The following is a 17,403-nucleotide window of genomic DNA, read 5'->3' on the forward strand; positions in this document are numbered from 1 at the left end:
GCATTTTGTTTACCTTTATCTCAAAAACAGGCTAAAAATGCGTTTATTTCTTAAACAGTTATTCTTCTTTTTCCTTACAACCCAGTTATTTTCGCAGACTCAGGAAGAGGTGCACCCGCCTGAAAATATAAAGACTATTATTTTTAAGGGACCAACTGATGATCAGTTCCCCGTTATTAAATTAGGAGATCCAATTTATCTCGAGTTTGATGATCTGACCGCAAGTGAACAAGACTATTATTATAAAATTGTTTATTGTAATTATGATTGGACGCCATCTGAACTACTAAAGTCTCAATACCTTAGAGGCACAGACAACCAAAGGATTATTAATTACAGCAACAGTTTCAATACTCTCGAGGCCTATTCCAATTATCGTTTGACCATTCCCAATAAAGTCGTGAGTTTAAAAGTCAGCGGTAATTATGTACTCGAAATTTATAATTCCAGTTACGAACTTCAATTTTCAAGACGATTCGTGGTTTACGCGGATTTGGCCAAAGTTGCAGCCACGACCAGGAATTCAAGAAATTTTGATTTTCTAAATCAAAAGCAATCTGTACAATTTACTATTACCCCATTCAATCTTCAACTTGTCAATCCCGTAAAAGAAGTGAAAATTGTTATACTTCAAAATTATCAATGGTCTAACGCAATTACAGATGTACCCCCTCAATTTACACTGGGCAATGCGCTGGCTTATAAATATGATACTGAAACCAGTTTTTTTGGAGGGAATGAATTCCTCAATTTTGATACCAGTGATTTACGTGCTCCTACCTCTGCTATTTCCCGTATTGAATACAAAGAACTTTACCATCATTACCTTTTTACAGACGACTATAGATATGACAAGGCATACACCTATTATCCTGATATTAATGGCGATTTTGTAATTCGCACCTTACAAGGCGATGATCCATCCAGAGAATCAGAATACACAATGATTCATTTTAGCCTTCCATATACTATGGATATTGGATTAAATGAGGTTTATGTCTATGGTAAATTCAACAACTATGCCCTTGAGGAAGAGAACAAAATGACTTACAATTCCGAAACTGGAAATATGGAAGCAATAATAAAAATTAAACAGGGGTTTTACAACTATAAATATGTCCTTAAAAGTGAGGATGGCACGATAGACCTCAACAAAATTTGTGGTAATTTTAATTTTACGGAAAACAATTATTTAATACTTGTTTATTACAGAAATTTCGGCGATTTATATGACAGCATAATTGGAATAGGCTCAACAAACTCTGAAAACATTACCAATTAGTCACTTTTTATTAATCCTGGCAAACATGAGGTTGATAAGCTTAAACAATTATTGAAAACGAATAACTCGTAAAACTTAAAATTGTCTTTTGTAAAGGTAAAAAATGTACTTACAATTTAATTTATGGATCCTGCTTATATAGTGAGAAATTTTTTTGTAAAATGTTGTTTTTTAATTATTTAGTTAGGTGCTTTATTAAAATTTCCTAATATAAAAACCGAGTAATTACAATAATTTTCATAACATTGGGTTTAAATCTATACACTTATAATTCTGAAGTTAGGGATAAATGGTTCTTCGTAACAAAAATTCATATCCAAAAATATGTTTTAAGATCATTGAGCAGTTAAAAGAAAAGCTTCCCAATTATCTTTCTTACCATTCTATGGATCATATTATAGATGTTGCCAACGTCTGTAATGACTATATTGAATATTACGATATTCCGGAAGAAATGGCTAAACTTCTGCGGATTGCCGCTATCTGCCATGATTATGGTTATATAGAATCTTCAATAGATCATGAAGAACGGAGCATTGTTGCCATAAAACCATTTTTAAGCCCTATTCTTAACAGCAAAGAGGTGGAAATTGTAAATGGAATGATAAGGGCTACAAAGGTACCTCAAGAACCAAAGACTTTCTATGAAGAAATTTTGGCGGATGCCGATTTAGACTATTTAGGAAGAAAAGACTATGATGAAATTAGCACTAAACTATTCAACGAATATTTGCATTTCGACATCGTTTCTAATAAAATTGAGTGGTTAGACCTACAAATTTGGTTTTTGGAAAACCATAAATTTCATACCGATTTTGCTAAGAAGAATCGTCAGAAATTAAAATTTGAAAACATAAAGGAACTCAAATCTCTTAGATTAGCAGCCAATCTTTAATGATATTTTATATGAACACCTGTAATTATCATCGCAAACTTTACGACGAAGCTTAAATTAAAGTTGGAGTCCGTTATCTTCTTTAAATTCTATTTTATCATTTTTAATATGATCTTCCATCATGTTTGAATTATAATTTAGATCGTTATTAATCAGTAAAACCCATCAATTACCTATATTTCAGGGTATATAAGGAAGAAATTCATCAGAAAAAAATATACATACACCGATAATCTAATCTTAAGTTTTCATAATCAGTTCCTATTATCTATCTTGGGCACCTAAGTTTACTTAGAACTATATTTTTTATTTTAGGAGGGTTGATGGAAATTTGGTTTTTCTTCCTACTTGAAAAATGATTTTAAGAAAGTTTTTACGTTAAGCTTATATTTAAAACTATTGTTAAATAAAGCTGGCCTAATGCGATTTTTTTTATTTTAGCAGATATAACGGATATGCTACTCATGTTGAGAAATACCGTTATTTTTTAGCATGAAAAAGATGATTACTCAAGTAACCAAAGGCATAAAAATTTCAGTAAATACTAGTTTTGAAGGCACGTTCTTTAAAAACTATAAAATGCATTTTGCTTTTGGTTATACAATTAGTATAGAAAATCAAAGTAAGGATTCTGTTCAATTAACTTCCAGACACTGGCAAATATATGATGCTTTAAATGACTTTGAAGTTTTAGACGGTGAAGGAGTTATTGGAAAAAAACCGGTTATTAAACCGGGAGAATCTCACACTTACAGCTCCGGATGCCTTCTTGCTTCTCCTATTGGAGCAATGAAAGGCCATTATAATATGGTAAATTTCACCACTAATGAAAAGTTCAGAGTTTACATTCCTTCTTTTAAATTCAGTGCACCCTTCGCTCTGAATTAATGATTCCTTTTACCTTCTTTAAATTTTATAAACGTTTGGGGTTTTAGTACCTTTGACATGAAATTTTAACTAACAAAAAGTGATTATGGGTAAAGGTTTTTTTGAAGTCCCGCTGGCTATTAATGAACCAATAAAAAGTTATGCTCCGGGCACTCCGGAAAGAGACGAGGTTTTAAAGCAATATAAAGAATATTTCAATGGAAGTATTGAAGTTCCTTTATATATTGGAAGTGATGAAATAACAACATCGAATACGCGAACAATGTCACCTCCGCATGATCATAAACACATTTTGGGCAAGTATCATCTTGCCGAAAAAAGTCATGTTAGTTTGGCAATTGATAATGCCCTCAAATCCAGAGTCGCATGGGCCTCTTTACCTTGGGAACAAAGAGCCAGTATCTTCTTAAAAGCTGCAGATCTTATTGCCGGGCCTTACAGGGCTAAAATTAATGCAGCTACCATGTTGGCACAGTCAAAAACAATTCATCAGGCGGAAATTGATGCCGCGTGTGAATTTATCGACTTCCTCCGGTTTAATGTATCCTATATGGCTCAGATATATGCAGAACAACCTGAATCATCTGAAGGGATCTGGAATAGGGTGGAATACAGACCTCTGGAGGGGTTTGTTTATGCAATTACTCCTTTTAACTTTACGGCAATAGCGGGTAATCTTCCGGCAAGTGCGGCTATGATGGGTAATGTAGTAGTATGGAAACCCAGTGACAGCCAAATTTTTTCGGCCAAAGTTATTGTGGACATTTTTAAGGAAGCTGGACTGCCAGATGGTGTAATCAATGTGGTTTACGGTGATCCGGTAATGATTACAGACACCATTTTAGCCAGTGCCGACTTTTCGGGAATTCATTTTACAGGAAGCACCCATGTTTTTAAATCCTTATGGAAACAGATAGGGAATAACATAGACCGCTATAAAACCTATCCAAGAATTGTTGGTGAAACCGGCGGTAAGGATTTTATAATTGCACACCCAACAGCAAAACCTCAACAGGTAGCTACTGCAATTACACGCGGTGCCTTTGAATTCCAGGGCCAGAAGTGCAGTGCTGCTTCACGTGTATATTTGCCAAAGTCTACTTCGGTGGAAATTTTGGAATTGGTAAAGCAGGATGTCGAATCATTCAATCCTCCCGGATCTCCTGAAAATATGAGTAACTATATTACTGCTGTAATACATGAAGGATCATTTGACAAATTAGCTTCCTATATCGATCAGGCTAAAAAAGATAAGACTGCTAGTATTTTTGCTGGAGGCAATTATGATAAGTCCAAGGGTTATTTTATAGAACCTACAGTAATACTAACCACAGATCCTCATTATTCAACTATGGAAACCGAATTATTTGGACCTGTAGTTACAATTTACGTCTATGAGGATAAAGATTGGTCCAAAACTCTAAAATTGGTTGATACTACCTCTGAATATGCTCTTACAGGGGCTGTTTTGGCAAAAGATAGATATGCAATAGATGAAGCCACGAAAGCACTCCAAAACTGTGCTGGTAATTTCTATATAAATGACAAACCAACAGGAGCTGTTGTGGGGCAGCAACCCTTTGGTGGTGCCAGGGCTTCAGGGACAAATGACAAAGCAGGTTCTGCTCAAAATTTGCTTCGATGGGTTTCACCGAGGTTGATTAAAGAAACTTTTGTGACTCCTGAAGATTATCGCTATCCGTTTTTGGGTTAAAAAAGATAAAGCAATTAATCTTGGTTTTTTGAACAAATAAGGCTTTGATACTGAAAAGTTGAAGAGCCTAAGTTTGCTATATTTAAAAAATCTGTTAGAAATAATATTTGCTTCTTTTTTTAACATAATTTCAGAGTTGGTTGATTTATCTTATGGTGCTTTTTACCGTTAACCAAACACTACCATGAAAAAATTGCTGCTACTTTTCCTCACTTTTTCCAGTTTAATTATGCATTCGCAGAATCAGAATATAAAGTTGGCTTCTGATATCTATCCTCCATTTACAGATGTAGAAGGTGAGAAAGGCTTCGCTCTAGAAATTGTGAAGGAGGCCCTGAATCGCGGAGGCATTCAAACAGACCTGACCATTACAGGGTTTACCGAGGTGTTGGACGGCATAAATACAGGGACTTACCACGGAAGTGCCGCCTTATGGAAAACGGAAGACCGGGAAAACTATTTGCTTTATTCTGAACCATATCTTGAAAACCGTTTGATTTTAGTGGGCCGAAAAGGAAGTGATGTAAGTGCAAAATCCTTAAAAGAATTAAAAGATAAAAAAATTGCAATCATTTCTGGCTATGCCTATGGGGCTTCTGTATATACGTCACTAGATGTTGTACTTATTCCCGGTAAGAGTGATCAGGAAAATCTGGAGAAATTATTAACATTCAAGACAGATTATATTCTGGTAGATGAATTGCTTATATCCTACTTACTAAACTATCAATTAAATGATATCAGCAGATTTCTAGAAATTGGCAGCGAGGCCTTTATGATTCAACCCCTCCATCTTGCCGTTTTAAAGAATATGCCGAATGCGCAAAAAATAATTGAGGACTTTAATAGCAATATTATTACAATGATGTCTGATGGCACTTATAATAAAATACTGGAATTGAATTGGATTCAGTCGGATGTTGACGGCGATGGAGTTCTTGAACTGGTCATGCATGGAGATAGTGCAGGCAGAGAAGCACCCGCTTCTTACTATAAATTAATGACTGAAACCGCTATGACCGAAAGTACTGAAAGGTATTATATAAACGGAGAAGTTTATGATGGATGGCAGGTCGTTCCGGCTAAATATAAAACTGACATTATTAAGGCGGCTAATATGAATAATTCTCCATCCAACGGTTTAAAATTGAAGTTCTAAGGCAATCTGTCTATTATCTCCGTAAGCACTGAATTTTATTTGAGTAAGTAAGTTCACTTAAAAATATATCTCTGCGTTACAATGTTGTCAAATCTGAAATATGTTCGTTTTTTAAAGTAAAAAGCTACTTTTCAGATTCTATACTGAAATTATAATTTACTTCCATTTTTTAATTTAATACTTGATTTTCAATGTTTTACAGGCCTTATATTTATTATTTCACAATTTTAATGTAAATTTAACGTTAATTAATTGTAAATTAAATTTAAAATATTAAGTTGTACCTAACTCTAAATCAAGATTATGAAAGCGAATGCCGATGTAAAGTCAAATAAAATAAGATTGAAAAAAATAGTCAGCTACGTCAAAACCTATGCGGAAAATTGCAGGTATTCATTCAATATGATGTTGACGCTTTAACTTTTGCCTTTATACTTCATTGGCAAATAGACCACCTTTTTGGTCCTAAAAAAGTCCTCTTTAAAGAATTCGGACAACTCAAATAGCTGTACATTTTTATAGTCTTTTAACTCTTCAGTCAGGTCGCCTCCCTTTAAATATAGGATGCCGTTTTTTAGTTCATGTATAGATTTTTTCCTGATACGGCCCTGAACCCATCTAACAAAGGTAGGCATGGCCGCTACTGCCCTGCTAACAATAAAATCATACTGATCATCCAGTTCCTCAACCCTTCTGTGACAGGTAGTAACATTTTTTAGTTCAAGGCCGGCTACCACTTCTTCCACAACTTTTATTTTCTTACCAATAGCGTCCACCAATGTAAAATGGGACTCTGGATAAAGTATGGCGAGAGGAATTCCCGGGAAACCACCACCGGTTCCTACGTCTAGAATAGAGGCTCCTTTTTTATAAGGTTGAATTTTAGCTATCCCCAGGGAATGAAGCACATGACGCAAATAGAGTTCCTCTATGTCTTTTCGGGATACTACATTTATTTTTTCATTCCAGTCTTTATATAAAACTTCAAGGCGTATAAATTGCTCTTTTTGAATTTCAGATAAATTGGGAAAATATTTAAATATTATATCAGCTTGCATATGTACCTTTGTATTTTGCCAAAAATAATACATTCCCCAATAACCCCCTTTTAATTTATGGAGCAGGAAGGGTATTAAAAAGCAAGATATTACGTTATATTTACACAAATGATTTCTGCATATGGATTCAACCACGATTAAATTTTCTCGAAAAGATTCGGCACAGTTCTTCAAAACCCTGAATAAAAGAGTTAATGATTATTTTAAGGAAAATGAAATAAAGAAAACCGGAAACTGGCGGTTGTATTTTAAAACTGCCATTATGTTTGGTCTTTTTTTGGCTCCTTATTTTATAATTTTGACTTTGAATTTACCTAATTGGGCAAATTTATTATTAACCATTACCATGGGAATTGGAATGGCAGGCGTTGGCATGAATGTGATGCACGATGGAAACCATGGATCTTACTCAACTAAAAAGTGGGTGAATAAACTAATGGGGAGTAGTATTTATATACTTGCTGGAAATGTCTATAACTGGCAGGTACAACATAATGTTTTACATCATACTTACACAAATATTCATTCTCACGATGAAGATCTTGAAGCAGGAAGAATATTGCGTTTTTCAGAACATGCCAAATGGCACAGGTTTCATAAGTTTCAGCATTATTATTCCTTATTCCTTTATGGGTTGTTAACCTTTAATTGGGCAATAACAACAGATTTTATGCAAATGTACCGCTATACGAAACGTAAGTTGTCTTACGGTAAGTTTCCGAATCCTTTCCTAAACTGGAGTGTTTTAGTGGCTACTAAATTGATTTATATAACCATATGGATTGTATTACCTATGCTAGTTTTAGACATAGCTTGGTGGAAAATTTTACTTGGATTTTTTATTATGCACTATGTGGCGGGTGTAATTCTTAGCGTTGTTTTTCAATTAGCGCACGTTGTGGATGAGGCAGAAACACCTTTACCTGAAAAAGATGGCACCATGAAAAATACCTGGGCCATTCATCAATTGCTCACAACTGTTAACTTTGGAACTAAAAACAAAATTGTAAATTGGTTTACCGGAGGGTTAAATCATCAGGTAGAGCATCATATCTTTCCAAATATCAGCCATATTCATTACACAAAAATCTCTAAAATTGTTAAACAGACGGCTAAGGAATTTAATTTACCTTATAACGAGTATAAAACTACAAGAAAAGCTATAATTTCGCATTTCAAACACTTAAAAGAATTAGGCAAAAAGCCTACATTACAGTACCAGTAAATTTATCGCAAGAATGAGCAACCTTTTATCCGATAGAATTAAAAACATGTCTACTTCGGCCACTTTAGCTATGGCCGCAAAAGCCAGAGAATTAAGAACCCAGGGGAAAGATATCATAGGGTTAAGTTTAGGAGAACCGGATTTCAATATCCCTGAGTTTATCAAGGATGCAGCAAAAAAAGCTATTGATGAGAACTATAGCAGTTACTCCCCGGTAGATGGGTACGCAGATCTTAAACAGGCCATCTCTAATAAATTTAAAAGGGATAATAATCTGGATTACGGGTTAAGCCAAATAGTTGTATCTACAGGGGCAAAACAATCTCTTGCTAACGTAGCAATGGTGATAATCAATAAAGGAGACGAAGTAATATTACCTGCTCCTTATTGGGTAAGCTATAGTGATATTGTGAAGCTTGCAGAAGGTGTTCCTGTTGAAGTTCCAACCAGCATAGAAACAGATTTTAAAATGACCCCTGAACAATTAGAGGCGTCCATCACTACCAAAACAAAAATGATTTGGTTTAGTTCACCTTGTAATCCGAGTGGATCTGTTTATAATAAAGAGGAGTTGGAAGGTATTGCTCACATATTAAAAAAATACCCGGAGATCCTGGTTGTATCCGATGAAATTTACGAACATATTAATTTCAGGGGTAAACATGAAAGTATTGCTACAATTGATGGGATGTATGACAGAACCATTACTGTAAATGGTGTGTCTAAAGCCTTTGCTATGACGGGATGGAGAATTGGTTATATAGGAGCGCCTGAATGGATCGCTAAGGCCTGTACGAAATTTCAGGGTCAAATCACCAGCGGTGCAAATGCTATTGCACAACGCGCTACCATTGAGGCCTTAAATGCTCCCGTTAGTAAAATTAAATTCATGATTGATGAATTTCATAAAAGACGAGATCTCTTATTACAGCTTTTGGGAGAAATAAACGGATTTAATTTAAATGTCCCGGAAGGTGCTTTTTATGTTTTTCCTGATATTTCAAGTTTCTTTGGAAAGACCCTTAACGGCTTTACAATCAATAACGCATCTGATTTTGCTTTATATCTGTTGGAAAACGCCAACGTGGCCACCGTTACCGGTGAGGCATTTGGCAATCCAAACTGTATCCGAATCTCCTATGCTGCTTCGGAAGACGAATTAAGGGAAGCTGTAAAAAGAATAAAAGCAGTAGTCTAAATCCTATTTTAGTATTAATCGAATTTCTGAAATATCATATCTTTTTCCAGAAATAGGGATTAAAAAGTATTAAAACAGTAAATAATTCCAGCCTTCCGGCTAGCATAAGAAAACCACACCACCATTTTCCCAGGGCCGGTAAACTATTGTAATTGCTTACGGGATTCAGACTGCCAAATGCGGGTCCAACATTTCCAAGTGAGGATGCTGCACCTCCAATTGCAGAAATAAAATCCAGACCTAAAAGACTAAGAACAAGGGCCCCAATTATAAATAATAACATATAAAGGACAAAGAAGGCAATAACGTTATATACAATATGTTCGCTAACCGTTTTATTATTAAACCTTACAGGAATAATTGCACTTGGATGCAAGGTTCTTTTAAATTCCAAAAGCCCATTCTTAATAATTAACAAATGCCTCATTACTTTAATACCACCTGCTGTGGATCCAGCTGAGCCTCCCATAAACATCAGTCCAAAAAAGAAAACGGTTAAAAATGGTGTCCAGGCGGTAAAATCCGCCGTGACAAATCCTGTTGTCGTAATCACTGCAATTACCTGAAATAAAGCATGCCTGAAGGAGCTCTCCCCTTCGCCAAATGGCATAGGGTAATAGTCAGACACCTCAACATTAGCCATAAAATATACTACTACGGCGGTGATCAATGTGAAAATAATAATAAAAATACCGTAGAATTTAAACTCTTCATCCCTGAGTACTCTTTGAATTTTCCCTTTAAATGCAAAATAACTCAACACAAAATTGCTGCCTGCAAGAAACATAAAGACAATGACAATATATTGAATAAGAGGTTGGTTGCTCCAATACGCCAGACTGGCATTTTTAGTAGAAAATCCGCCCGTGGATAATGTAGCCATGGAATGGTTTAGCGCATCAAAAAAAGACATCCCGGCAACTTTGAGTAAAAGTGTTTCTGCCGCGGTAAATCCCACATAAATTAACCAAAGCCTTTTGGCCGTGTCGGTAATCCTTGGATGCAACTTATCTGCACTCGGGCCAGGCGCCTCGGCTGAAAATAATTGCATTCCCCCAATTCCCAATAAAGGAAGAATGGCAATGGCCAGAACAATAATACCCATACCGCCTATCCAATGGGTGAGACTACGCCAAAAGAGAATCCCCTTGGGAATAGATTCAATATCATCAAGAATTGAAGCCCCTGTGGTAGTATATCCTGAAATAGTTTCAAAAAATGCATTGGTAATACTGGGAATGGCTCCGGAAAAAATATAGGGCATTACTCCAGAGGCAGACATCACAATCCAACCAAGGGTAACTATAATATAACCTTCTTTCTTTTTTACTTCTTTATCATGACCCCTGGTATAAAACATAGCCAGAATTCCCAATAATAAAGTGATTATTGCGGCCAATGTAATATCTAGAGTAGCACCATCATTATAAACACCGCTGACCAAGGCAGCAATTAGCATGAAACCGCCATTAAATAATAACAGCAATCCCATGAGGTGGATTATTATTCTATAATTTAACCCTGTCATTATATAAAGAGCCTTTCAATTTTTGAAATGGAATCTGGCAGACAGCATACCACTACCCTATCGCCTTCCTGAATCCTAAAATCTCCCAGGGCAATATTTCCTTTACCATTTCTAACAACACCACCAATAATAGCTGCTCTTGGGAATTCCAGTTCGCGTATAATTTCTCCATTTACCTTTGAGGTAGCTTTTACTTCAAATTCCAGGATTTCGGCATTTAAGTTATTTAATCGGGTTAGAGCCACAACCTCACCCCTTCTTATATATCTAAAGATATTATTTGCAGCGAGTAATTTCTTGTTAATTAAAGTATCAATACCAATGGACTGTGAGAGTTGAAAGTAGTCCATGTTTTCAACGAGAGCGATAGTTTTTTTGATGTTCTTGGATCTCGCCATCAGACAAGACATAATATTAGTTTCAGAATTTCCGGTAACCGCAATAAATGCATCCATAGATTCCAGACTTTCCTCATCCAATAACTCAACATTCCTACCATCGCCATTTATTACCAGTACATTAGGCAGACTATCAGATATGTCAAAAGCCTTTTCTTTGTTTTTTTCTATTAATTTTACATTAAATTTTTTAGCACAAAGATCTCGGGCCGTATTAAAACCGACTTTACTTCCTCCTAAAATCATAACATTTTTTATGTCTTCCTTCGTTTTACCGGTAAGCTTGTAAAGTTCATCCACTCCTTCTTTGTCAGTTACAAAATACACCTGGTCCTTGTCTTTAAAAACTGTATCGCCCCTGGGAATAAGTGTAAACTGGGTTCCAACCCGTTGCATCGCAATAGGCATAAAATGTAATCCAGGAAATATATTTGCTGCATCTTTGACAGATTTGCCAATGAAAGGGGCCCCCGTAGGCAAGGTAACACCAACCATTATTAACGCCCCTGCCTCAAATTCGTAAGTGTCAAAAAAAGCGGACTGATTCAGTAAAAGCTGAATTTCTGTGGCGGCAAGCTCTTCAGGCGAGATCAATTCATCAATGCCCATTTCAGAAAATCTAATCAGTTCCTTGTTATCGATGAATTCAATATTAGAAATTCTTGCAATCGTTTTTTTACACCCCATTTGTTTAGCTAATAAACAAAGGGTAATATTAGTTGTTTCAGAAGAAGTTACGCCAATTACAAGGTCAGAACTTTCAACTTTAGCCTCCCTTAATATAGAAATTGAAGTTGCATCACCTTTTAGAACCTTTATGTCCAAATGATTGTCTGCGTAGGTTAAACTTTCCTTGTTGGAATCAATCAAAGTAATGTTCTGGGATTCATAAGATAAAAGTTTTGCCAAATGAAAACCTACTTCACCTGCCCCCGCAATAATAATTCTCATCTTTAGTCTTTATTAATTATCAAGAGTCCGAATGTTGCGTAAAGGAGCTATTTTTATATAATATAAGCCATCGAAGCTCATGTACGTTGTATTTGCAAAGTTTGCAATGTCAAAATTACGCAATTTTATTTTGATTAATGTCTAACTTGGCATGCAAAAATGGACATCAAATCAATTTAGATTATCTCTATTAATACCCATTCTCGAAGCAGGCTTTATATTATCTTTGCCCGAAAATTTACCTTATGCCCAAAAAAGTAAAACCTTATAAGACATCTACGCTTGGAAAAAAAGAACAGGTCACACAAATGTTTGACACAATTTCCGGTAGCTATGACGGCTTAAATCGGGTAATTTCTTTTGGAATTGATATCAAATGGAGAAACAGGGTAGTAAAGATTTTAAAGAAGAAAAACCCAAAAAATATCCTCGACATTGCAACTGGAACAGGAGATTTAGCTATTAATTTGGTTAAAACTGGAGCAGAACAAATTATAGGTTTGGATATTTCCAGGGGAATGCTGGAGGTGGGAAAAAAGAAAGTGGCAGATAAAGATTTAAATACCACTATAAAAATGATTGTTGGAGATAGTGAAAACCTTCCTTTTGAGGATGACAGCTTCGATGCAGTTACCGTGGCTTTTGGGGTTCGGAATTTTGAAAATCTTGAAAAAGGCTTATCCGAAATATATCGTGTTTTAAAACCTTCCGGTACGTTCGTAGTCCTCGAGACTTCCGTACCCACCAAATCTCCTTTTAAGCAGGGGTATTGGTTTTATACTAAAAACATCCTTCCCTTAATTGGCAAACTTTTCTCCAAAGACCGTTCTGCCTATGCCTATCTTTCGGAATCTGCTGCAGTTTTTCCATACGGCCAGGCCTTCAACAATATTTTAGGGAAAATTGGGTTTATAGCTATGGAGAACAGGCCACAGACTTTTGGAGTGGCATCTATATATATAGCTACAAAATAGAAGAATGAAATATATCTTATTTTTTCTGATAGGTATCTTACTGCTGGTCACTAGTCCAATGCATGCTCAATTTAAAGAAAAACCCATCATAAATCTTGAAAATGAAGATAAAGCATTATTAAATTGGGGATATTTTCTAGGATTTAATCAATATGACTTCAAATTTGAATACAAAAACGACCTGGATGATGTTTTGGTAGAAAAATCTATTGGTTTCAATGTAGGTCTGATCGGTGAATTGAGGCTTAATGAATTTTTGGACCTTCGCTTTGAACCCGGACTGTTTTACACTAAACGAACTTTAGGATATAAAGGATTTGCCGATCCAAATGATGCACTAAGAGATGTAAAATCTACCTATATCAATTTTCCCTTACTTTTAAAAGTAAGTGCCAGAAGATTTGGCAACTGGAAACCATATATTATTGGTGGTGCGTCTGCTTCTTTAAATTTGGGTAGTAATGAGGCTAGTCTTGACGATAACAGCAGTGGTACTTTTCGAATGACAAAAACACTCTATAACTGGGAAATTGGATTTGGAATTGATTTCTACACAGAATATTTTAAATTTTCCCCTTCTATAAGAGGGGTCTTTGCTCTCAGTAATGAATTAGTCCCTGACAATGATCCAAACAGTCCATGGACCGGAAATATAGATGCAATGAAAACCAGAGGGGTTTTCGTGAATTTTACTTTTGAATAAACAAAAGTATATTAAAGGCCTGGGGGTTTTTCTACTTCCAAATCTTATCTATTAAATAGTTGAACTTTTGTCTCTTCTAATTTCACTTAAGAAAATGGCTGTGGCAGTTGCAACATTTAAACTTTCAGTAGTTTTTTTGCCATATTGAGGGATACTTATTCTGTTTTCATGATCTATCAGAAGGCCTGCTTTATGAGATATGCCCTTGCCTTCATTCCCCAATATTAATAACCCCTTTTCAGGAAGATTTGTCGAGTATACAGAATTCCCATTCATGTATGTGCCATAAGCAACACTATTGTTTTCTTCAAGTAGTGCGGTAATATCGGTATAAACAATATTAACCCTGGCAATAGAACCCATAGTTGCTTGTAAGACTTTATGATTATAACAATCTACGGTATCGGGAGAACAAACCAAATGTGCTACTCCAAACCAGTCGCATAACCTTATGATGGTTCCCAGATTTCCCGGGTCCTGTACAGCATCTAAAACAACCACCCAATCAGAAAAGTTAATGGCTGTTGGTTCAGGAATTTCAAAAATTCCCAATATTTTATTTGGACTTTTATGAGAACTTATTCTTGATAAATCCTTTTCTGAAATATAATGAACTTCTACTTTGTTTTTTGTCCTAAATTCGGGATCGGCACTGTAGATACTATGGGTCTTAAATTTAGAACTCAAAAGCTCTGAAACGACCTTTTTCCCCTCTGCCACAAAAAGTCCGTTTTGAATTCGGTACTTTTTTTGATATAAGCTTTTTATAAATTTTAATTGACTTTTAACAACCATTCAAATAATGTATTTTTGGCTTCTATGAAGACCCTTCGGAGTTACGAAAAGAATATTGCAAAAATAGGTTTATTCTTGCTTATAGCTGCATTCACTTCCTGTAATACACTAAAAAGGGTAGAGGAGGATGAACTTTTACTAACTAAAACTAACATCTTCGTAAACAGTGAAAAAATCAAAAGTGAAGATATACAGAGTCTTGTCTTGCAGGAACCTAATAGTACTTTATTAGGCTATCCTTTAAGACTTAACCTGTACAATTTAGCTAAAAAAGATCCCGATTCATCTTTCCAGGTCTGGCTTTATAGAAAAGAAAACAGAGAGAAAAGACTTGTGAATATATTATCTCAGAAGCAAGTTAACAGATTAGGTGAATCTTTTTTGGTAAAGGGGTATAGTGATTGGCTCAAAAAGATTGGTGAACCTCCCTCCATTGTAGACACCTTAAAAGCGAAGAAATCATTGCAACGTTTGAGCGTCTATTATGGAAGCAAGGGATATTTTAATAACACAACATCCTATGAAATAGATAGTATCAAAAGAAAGCAGAGAGCTGAAATAAATTATAAGATAGCCCTTGGAAAACCTTTTATAGTAGATTCGATTACCAGAAACATCACCTCACCGGCCATTGATTCTATCTACATTCGCAATGAGGATAAATCCTTAATTAAGAATAGCAAGCAGTTTGATCTTGCAGATTTTAATAATGAGCGAAAAAGACTTTCAGAACTTTTTAGAAATACAGGGGTATATAATTTCCAGGAAAGTTCCATAGCCTATAATATTCTAAGAGATACTATGAGGGTGAACGACGATCAGAAAATGAGCGTAGAACTTAACATTGGCAACCTTAGAAAACGGGGGGATAGTATTATAACTACTTCAGAATATAAAGTCTTTCGCTTAGACAAAATCAATATTTATCCGGATTATGGTTTCTCTGAGGATAAATCCAATTTAAAATCCGTTGAATACGACAATTACACTATTTATTACAAAGATAAACTCCGTTATAAGCCTAAAGCACTAGCAGATGCTATATTCCTGAAAAAGGATAGTCTTTACAGAGACATTGATAAAATTCGTACTTACAGACGAATTACCAATTTAAATACATTTAAATATCCCAATATTCTTTTTACAGAAGATAGTACTCAATCAAAACTTACAGCAGACATTTTTTTAGCGACAAGACCAAAATTCTCTTGGGCTTTTGACTTTGATATTACTCACTCTAATATTAAATCATTGGGCATCGGTTTTAGTACTGCCCTTATCTCACGTAATATTTTCCGCGGTGCGGAAACTCTGAGTTTGTCGGTTGGGGGTACTTTTGGTTTGTTAAGTGATGAAACTTCAACAGAGAATTTCTTTTCAGAAACTGGCGCCGATGTTAACATAACTTTCCCGCGAATATGGTTTCCATTTTTTAACTGGAAGAAGATAATTCCGTCCTATAAACTTCCGCAGTCCAGAGTTTCAGTAGGTACAAGTTTTCAAAAAAATATTGGCCTTGATAAACAGACTTTTAATACCATATTAGGATATAACTGGGCTACAGATAGATTTAATAAAAATAACGTAGAATTATTAAATATTCAATTTGTCAATAATCTTAATCCCGATCGCTTTTATAACGTATATGGGAGCACTTTTGAGCGATTGAATGATATTGCTGTGGATTATGCGGATGATCCCACTTTACAAGATTTTTATATTATACCCGAACCACCAGATGGCCCCGAACTAATTATTCCTGAGGGTACTACAGGTTTCACCAGTGCCATTTTGAATGTTGATGTGCCTTCAACTCCCGAGGATTTTGAAGATGTGGCCAGCATTGAAGAGCGAAGAATTAGGTTAACCGAAAACAATCTGATTTTTGCAAGTAACTATACTTTTAATAAAAATAACAGGACTAATATAAATGATAACGATTTTTATTCTTTCCGTTTCAAAGTTGAAAGCGCTGGAGGTCTATTATCGGGAATTTCCAACCTAATAGAATTTGATAAAAATGAAAATGGAGATCGCACCGTATTTGGTGTTCCCTTTTCACAGTATATAAAAACGGAATTTGATTATATAAAACATTGGGATCTATCCAGATCCAACGTGCTTGCCTTCAGAAGCTTTTTTGGCATAGCCATACCCTACGGAAACTCTAACAGTGTACCCTTTGTCCGTAGTTATTTTGGGGGTGGATCTAATGATAACAGAGCTTGGTACCCCTATTCCCTGGGGCCGGGATCTACCGATAATATCAATGATTTTAATGAAGCTAACATGAAAATAGCACTTAATTTGGAATATCGTTTTCCTATCGTTGGAAATTTTAAAGGTGCTATTTTTGCCGATGCCGGCAATATTTGGAATGTTTGGGATAATGTACAAGATCCGGCCGCCGTGTTTCAAGGCTTTGAGTCCTTATCAGAATTGGCCCTTGGCACAGGAATGGGTGTTAGATACGACTTTACCTACTTCGTGTTCCGCCTGGATATGGGCTTTAAAACCCACAATCCGGCAGAATTACCGGGCCAAAGATGGTTTCGGGATTATAATTTTGCCAATGCGGTATTGCAAATTGGCATAAACTATCCTTTTTAGTCCTTTAATTATTTTACTACATTTG

General features: G+C 35.5%; 14 protein-coding genes. 10 read left to right on the forward strand and 4 right to left on the reverse strand.

Going from position 1 to position 17,403, the window contains the following annotated elements; all coding sequences use genetic code 11:
* Positions 1 to 37: 37 nt before the first annotated feature.
* The 5 genes from Q0874_RS13785 (at position 38) to Q0874_RS13805 (ending at position 5,938) form a co-directional block, all read left to right on the forward strand.
* Complete coding sequence (locus tag Q0874_RS13785) at positions 38 to 1,282, forward strand: DUF5103 domain-containing protein (protein ID WP_299164026.1); 1,245 nt, start codon at positions 38 to 40, stop codon at positions 1,280 to 1,282.
* Between the two features lie 289 nt (positions 1,283 to 1,571).
* Complete coding sequence (locus Q0874_RS13790) at positions 1,572 to 2,177, forward strand: HD domain-containing protein (RefSeq protein WP_299164028.1); 606 nt, start codon at positions 1,572 to 1,574, stop codon at positions 2,175 to 2,177.
* 501 nt (positions 2,178 to 2,678) lie between these two features.
* Positions 2,679 to 3,065 (forward strand): Co2+/Mg2+ efflux protein ApaG, encoded by a 387-nt coding sequence (gene apaG, locus Q0874_RS13795; protein ID WP_299164030.1) that lies wholly within the window; start codon positions 2,679 to 2,681, stop codon positions 3,063 to 3,065.
* Positions 3,066 to 3,150: 85 nt separating this feature from the next.
* Positions 3,151 to 4,779, forward strand: coding sequence for an L-glutamate gamma-semialdehyde dehydrogenase (pruA, locus tag Q0874_RS13800; RefSeq protein ID WP_299164032.1), 1,629 nt, complete (start codon positions 3,151 to 3,153; stop codon positions 4,777 to 4,779).
* A 184-nt stretch (positions 4,780 to 4,963) separates the two neighbouring features.
* Positions 4,964 to 5,938, forward strand: coding sequence for an ABC transporter substrate-binding protein (locus tag Q0874_RS13805; RefSeq protein WP_299164033.1), 975 nt, complete (start codon positions 4,964 to 4,966; stop codon positions 5,936 to 5,938).
* Between the two features lie 416 nt (positions 5,939 to 6,354).
* Here Q0874_RS13805 and rsmG read toward each other — a convergent pair whose 3' ends face one another.
* Complete coding sequence (rsmG, locus tag Q0874_RS13810; protein ID WP_299164034.1) at positions 6,355 to 6,996, reverse strand: 16S rRNA (guanine(527)-N(7))-methyltransferase RsmG; 642 nt, start codon at positions 6,994 to 6,996, stop codon at positions 6,355 to 6,357.
* Between the two features lie 121 nt (positions 6,997 to 7,117).
* Here rsmG and Q0874_RS13815 point away from each other — a divergent pair, with 121 nt between their 5' ends.
* Positions 7,118 to 8,221, forward strand: a complete 1,104-nt coding sequence (locus Q0874_RS13815) for an acyl-CoA desaturase (protein ID WP_299164035.1) — start codon at positions 7,118 to 7,120, stop codon at positions 8,219 to 8,221.
* Positions 8,222 to 8,234: 13 nt separating this feature from the next.
* On the forward strand, positions 8,235 to 9,419 hold the full coding sequence (locus Q0874_RS13820) for a pyridoxal phosphate-dependent aminotransferase (protein WP_299164036.1): 1,185 nt from the start codon (positions 8,235 to 8,237) through the stop codon (positions 9,417 to 9,419).
* Positions 9,420 to 9,453: 34 nt separating this feature from the next.
* Here the strand turns inward: Q0874_RS13820 and Q0874_RS13825 are convergent, their stop codons facing one another.
* Positions 9,454 to 10,911, reverse strand: a complete 1,458-nt coding sequence (locus Q0874_RS13825; RefSeq protein ID WP_299164037.1) for a TrkH family potassium uptake protein — start codon at positions 10,909 to 10,911, stop codon at positions 9,454 to 9,456.
* A gap of 35 nt (positions 10,912 to 10,946) precedes the next feature.
* Entirely contained in the window at positions 10,947 to 12,296 is a 1,350-nt protein-coding gene (trkA, locus tag Q0874_RS13830) for a Trk system potassium transporter TrkA (protein ID WP_299164039.1), read from the reverse strand.
* Between the two features lie 245 nt (positions 12,297 to 12,541).
* On the opposite strand from trkA, the gene ubiE reads away from it, so the two are divergent.
* Entirely contained in the window at positions 12,542 to 13,270 is a 729-nt protein-coding gene (ubiE, locus tag Q0874_RS13835) for a bifunctional demethylmenaquinone methyltransferase/2-methoxy-6-polyprenyl-1,4-benzoquinol methylase UbiE (protein WP_299164041.1), read from the forward strand.
* A gap of 4 nt (positions 13,271 to 13,274) precedes the next feature.
* Positions 13,275 to 13,973 (forward strand): porin family protein, encoded by a 699-nt coding sequence (locus Q0874_RS13840; RefSeq protein WP_299164043.1) that lies wholly within the window; start codon positions 13,275 to 13,277, stop codon positions 13,971 to 13,973.
* A 51-nt stretch (positions 13,974 to 14,024) separates the two neighbouring features.
* Here Q0874_RS13840 and Q0874_RS13845 read toward each other — a convergent pair whose 3' ends face one another.
* Complete coding sequence (locus Q0874_RS13845; protein WP_299164044.1) at positions 14,025 to 14,768, reverse strand: RNA methyltransferase; 744 nt, start codon at positions 14,766 to 14,768, stop codon at positions 14,025 to 14,027.
* A 24-nt stretch (positions 14,769 to 14,792) separates the two neighbouring features.
* Between Q0874_RS13845 and Q0874_RS13850 the strand changes: the two genes are divergently transcribed.
* A complete protein-coding gene (locus tag Q0874_RS13850) occupies positions 14,793 to 17,378 on the forward strand; it encodes a BamA/TamA family outer membrane protein (protein ID WP_299164045.1) in 2,586 nt (861 codons plus the stop codon).
* Positions 17,379 to 17,403: the final 25 nt, after the last annotated feature.

This window comes from uncultured Eudoraea sp. (assembly GCF_947490415.1).
In the GTDB taxonomy this organism is placed as follows: domain Bacteria; phylum Bacteroidota; class Bacteroidia; order Flavobacteriales; family Flavobacteriaceae; genus Eudoraea.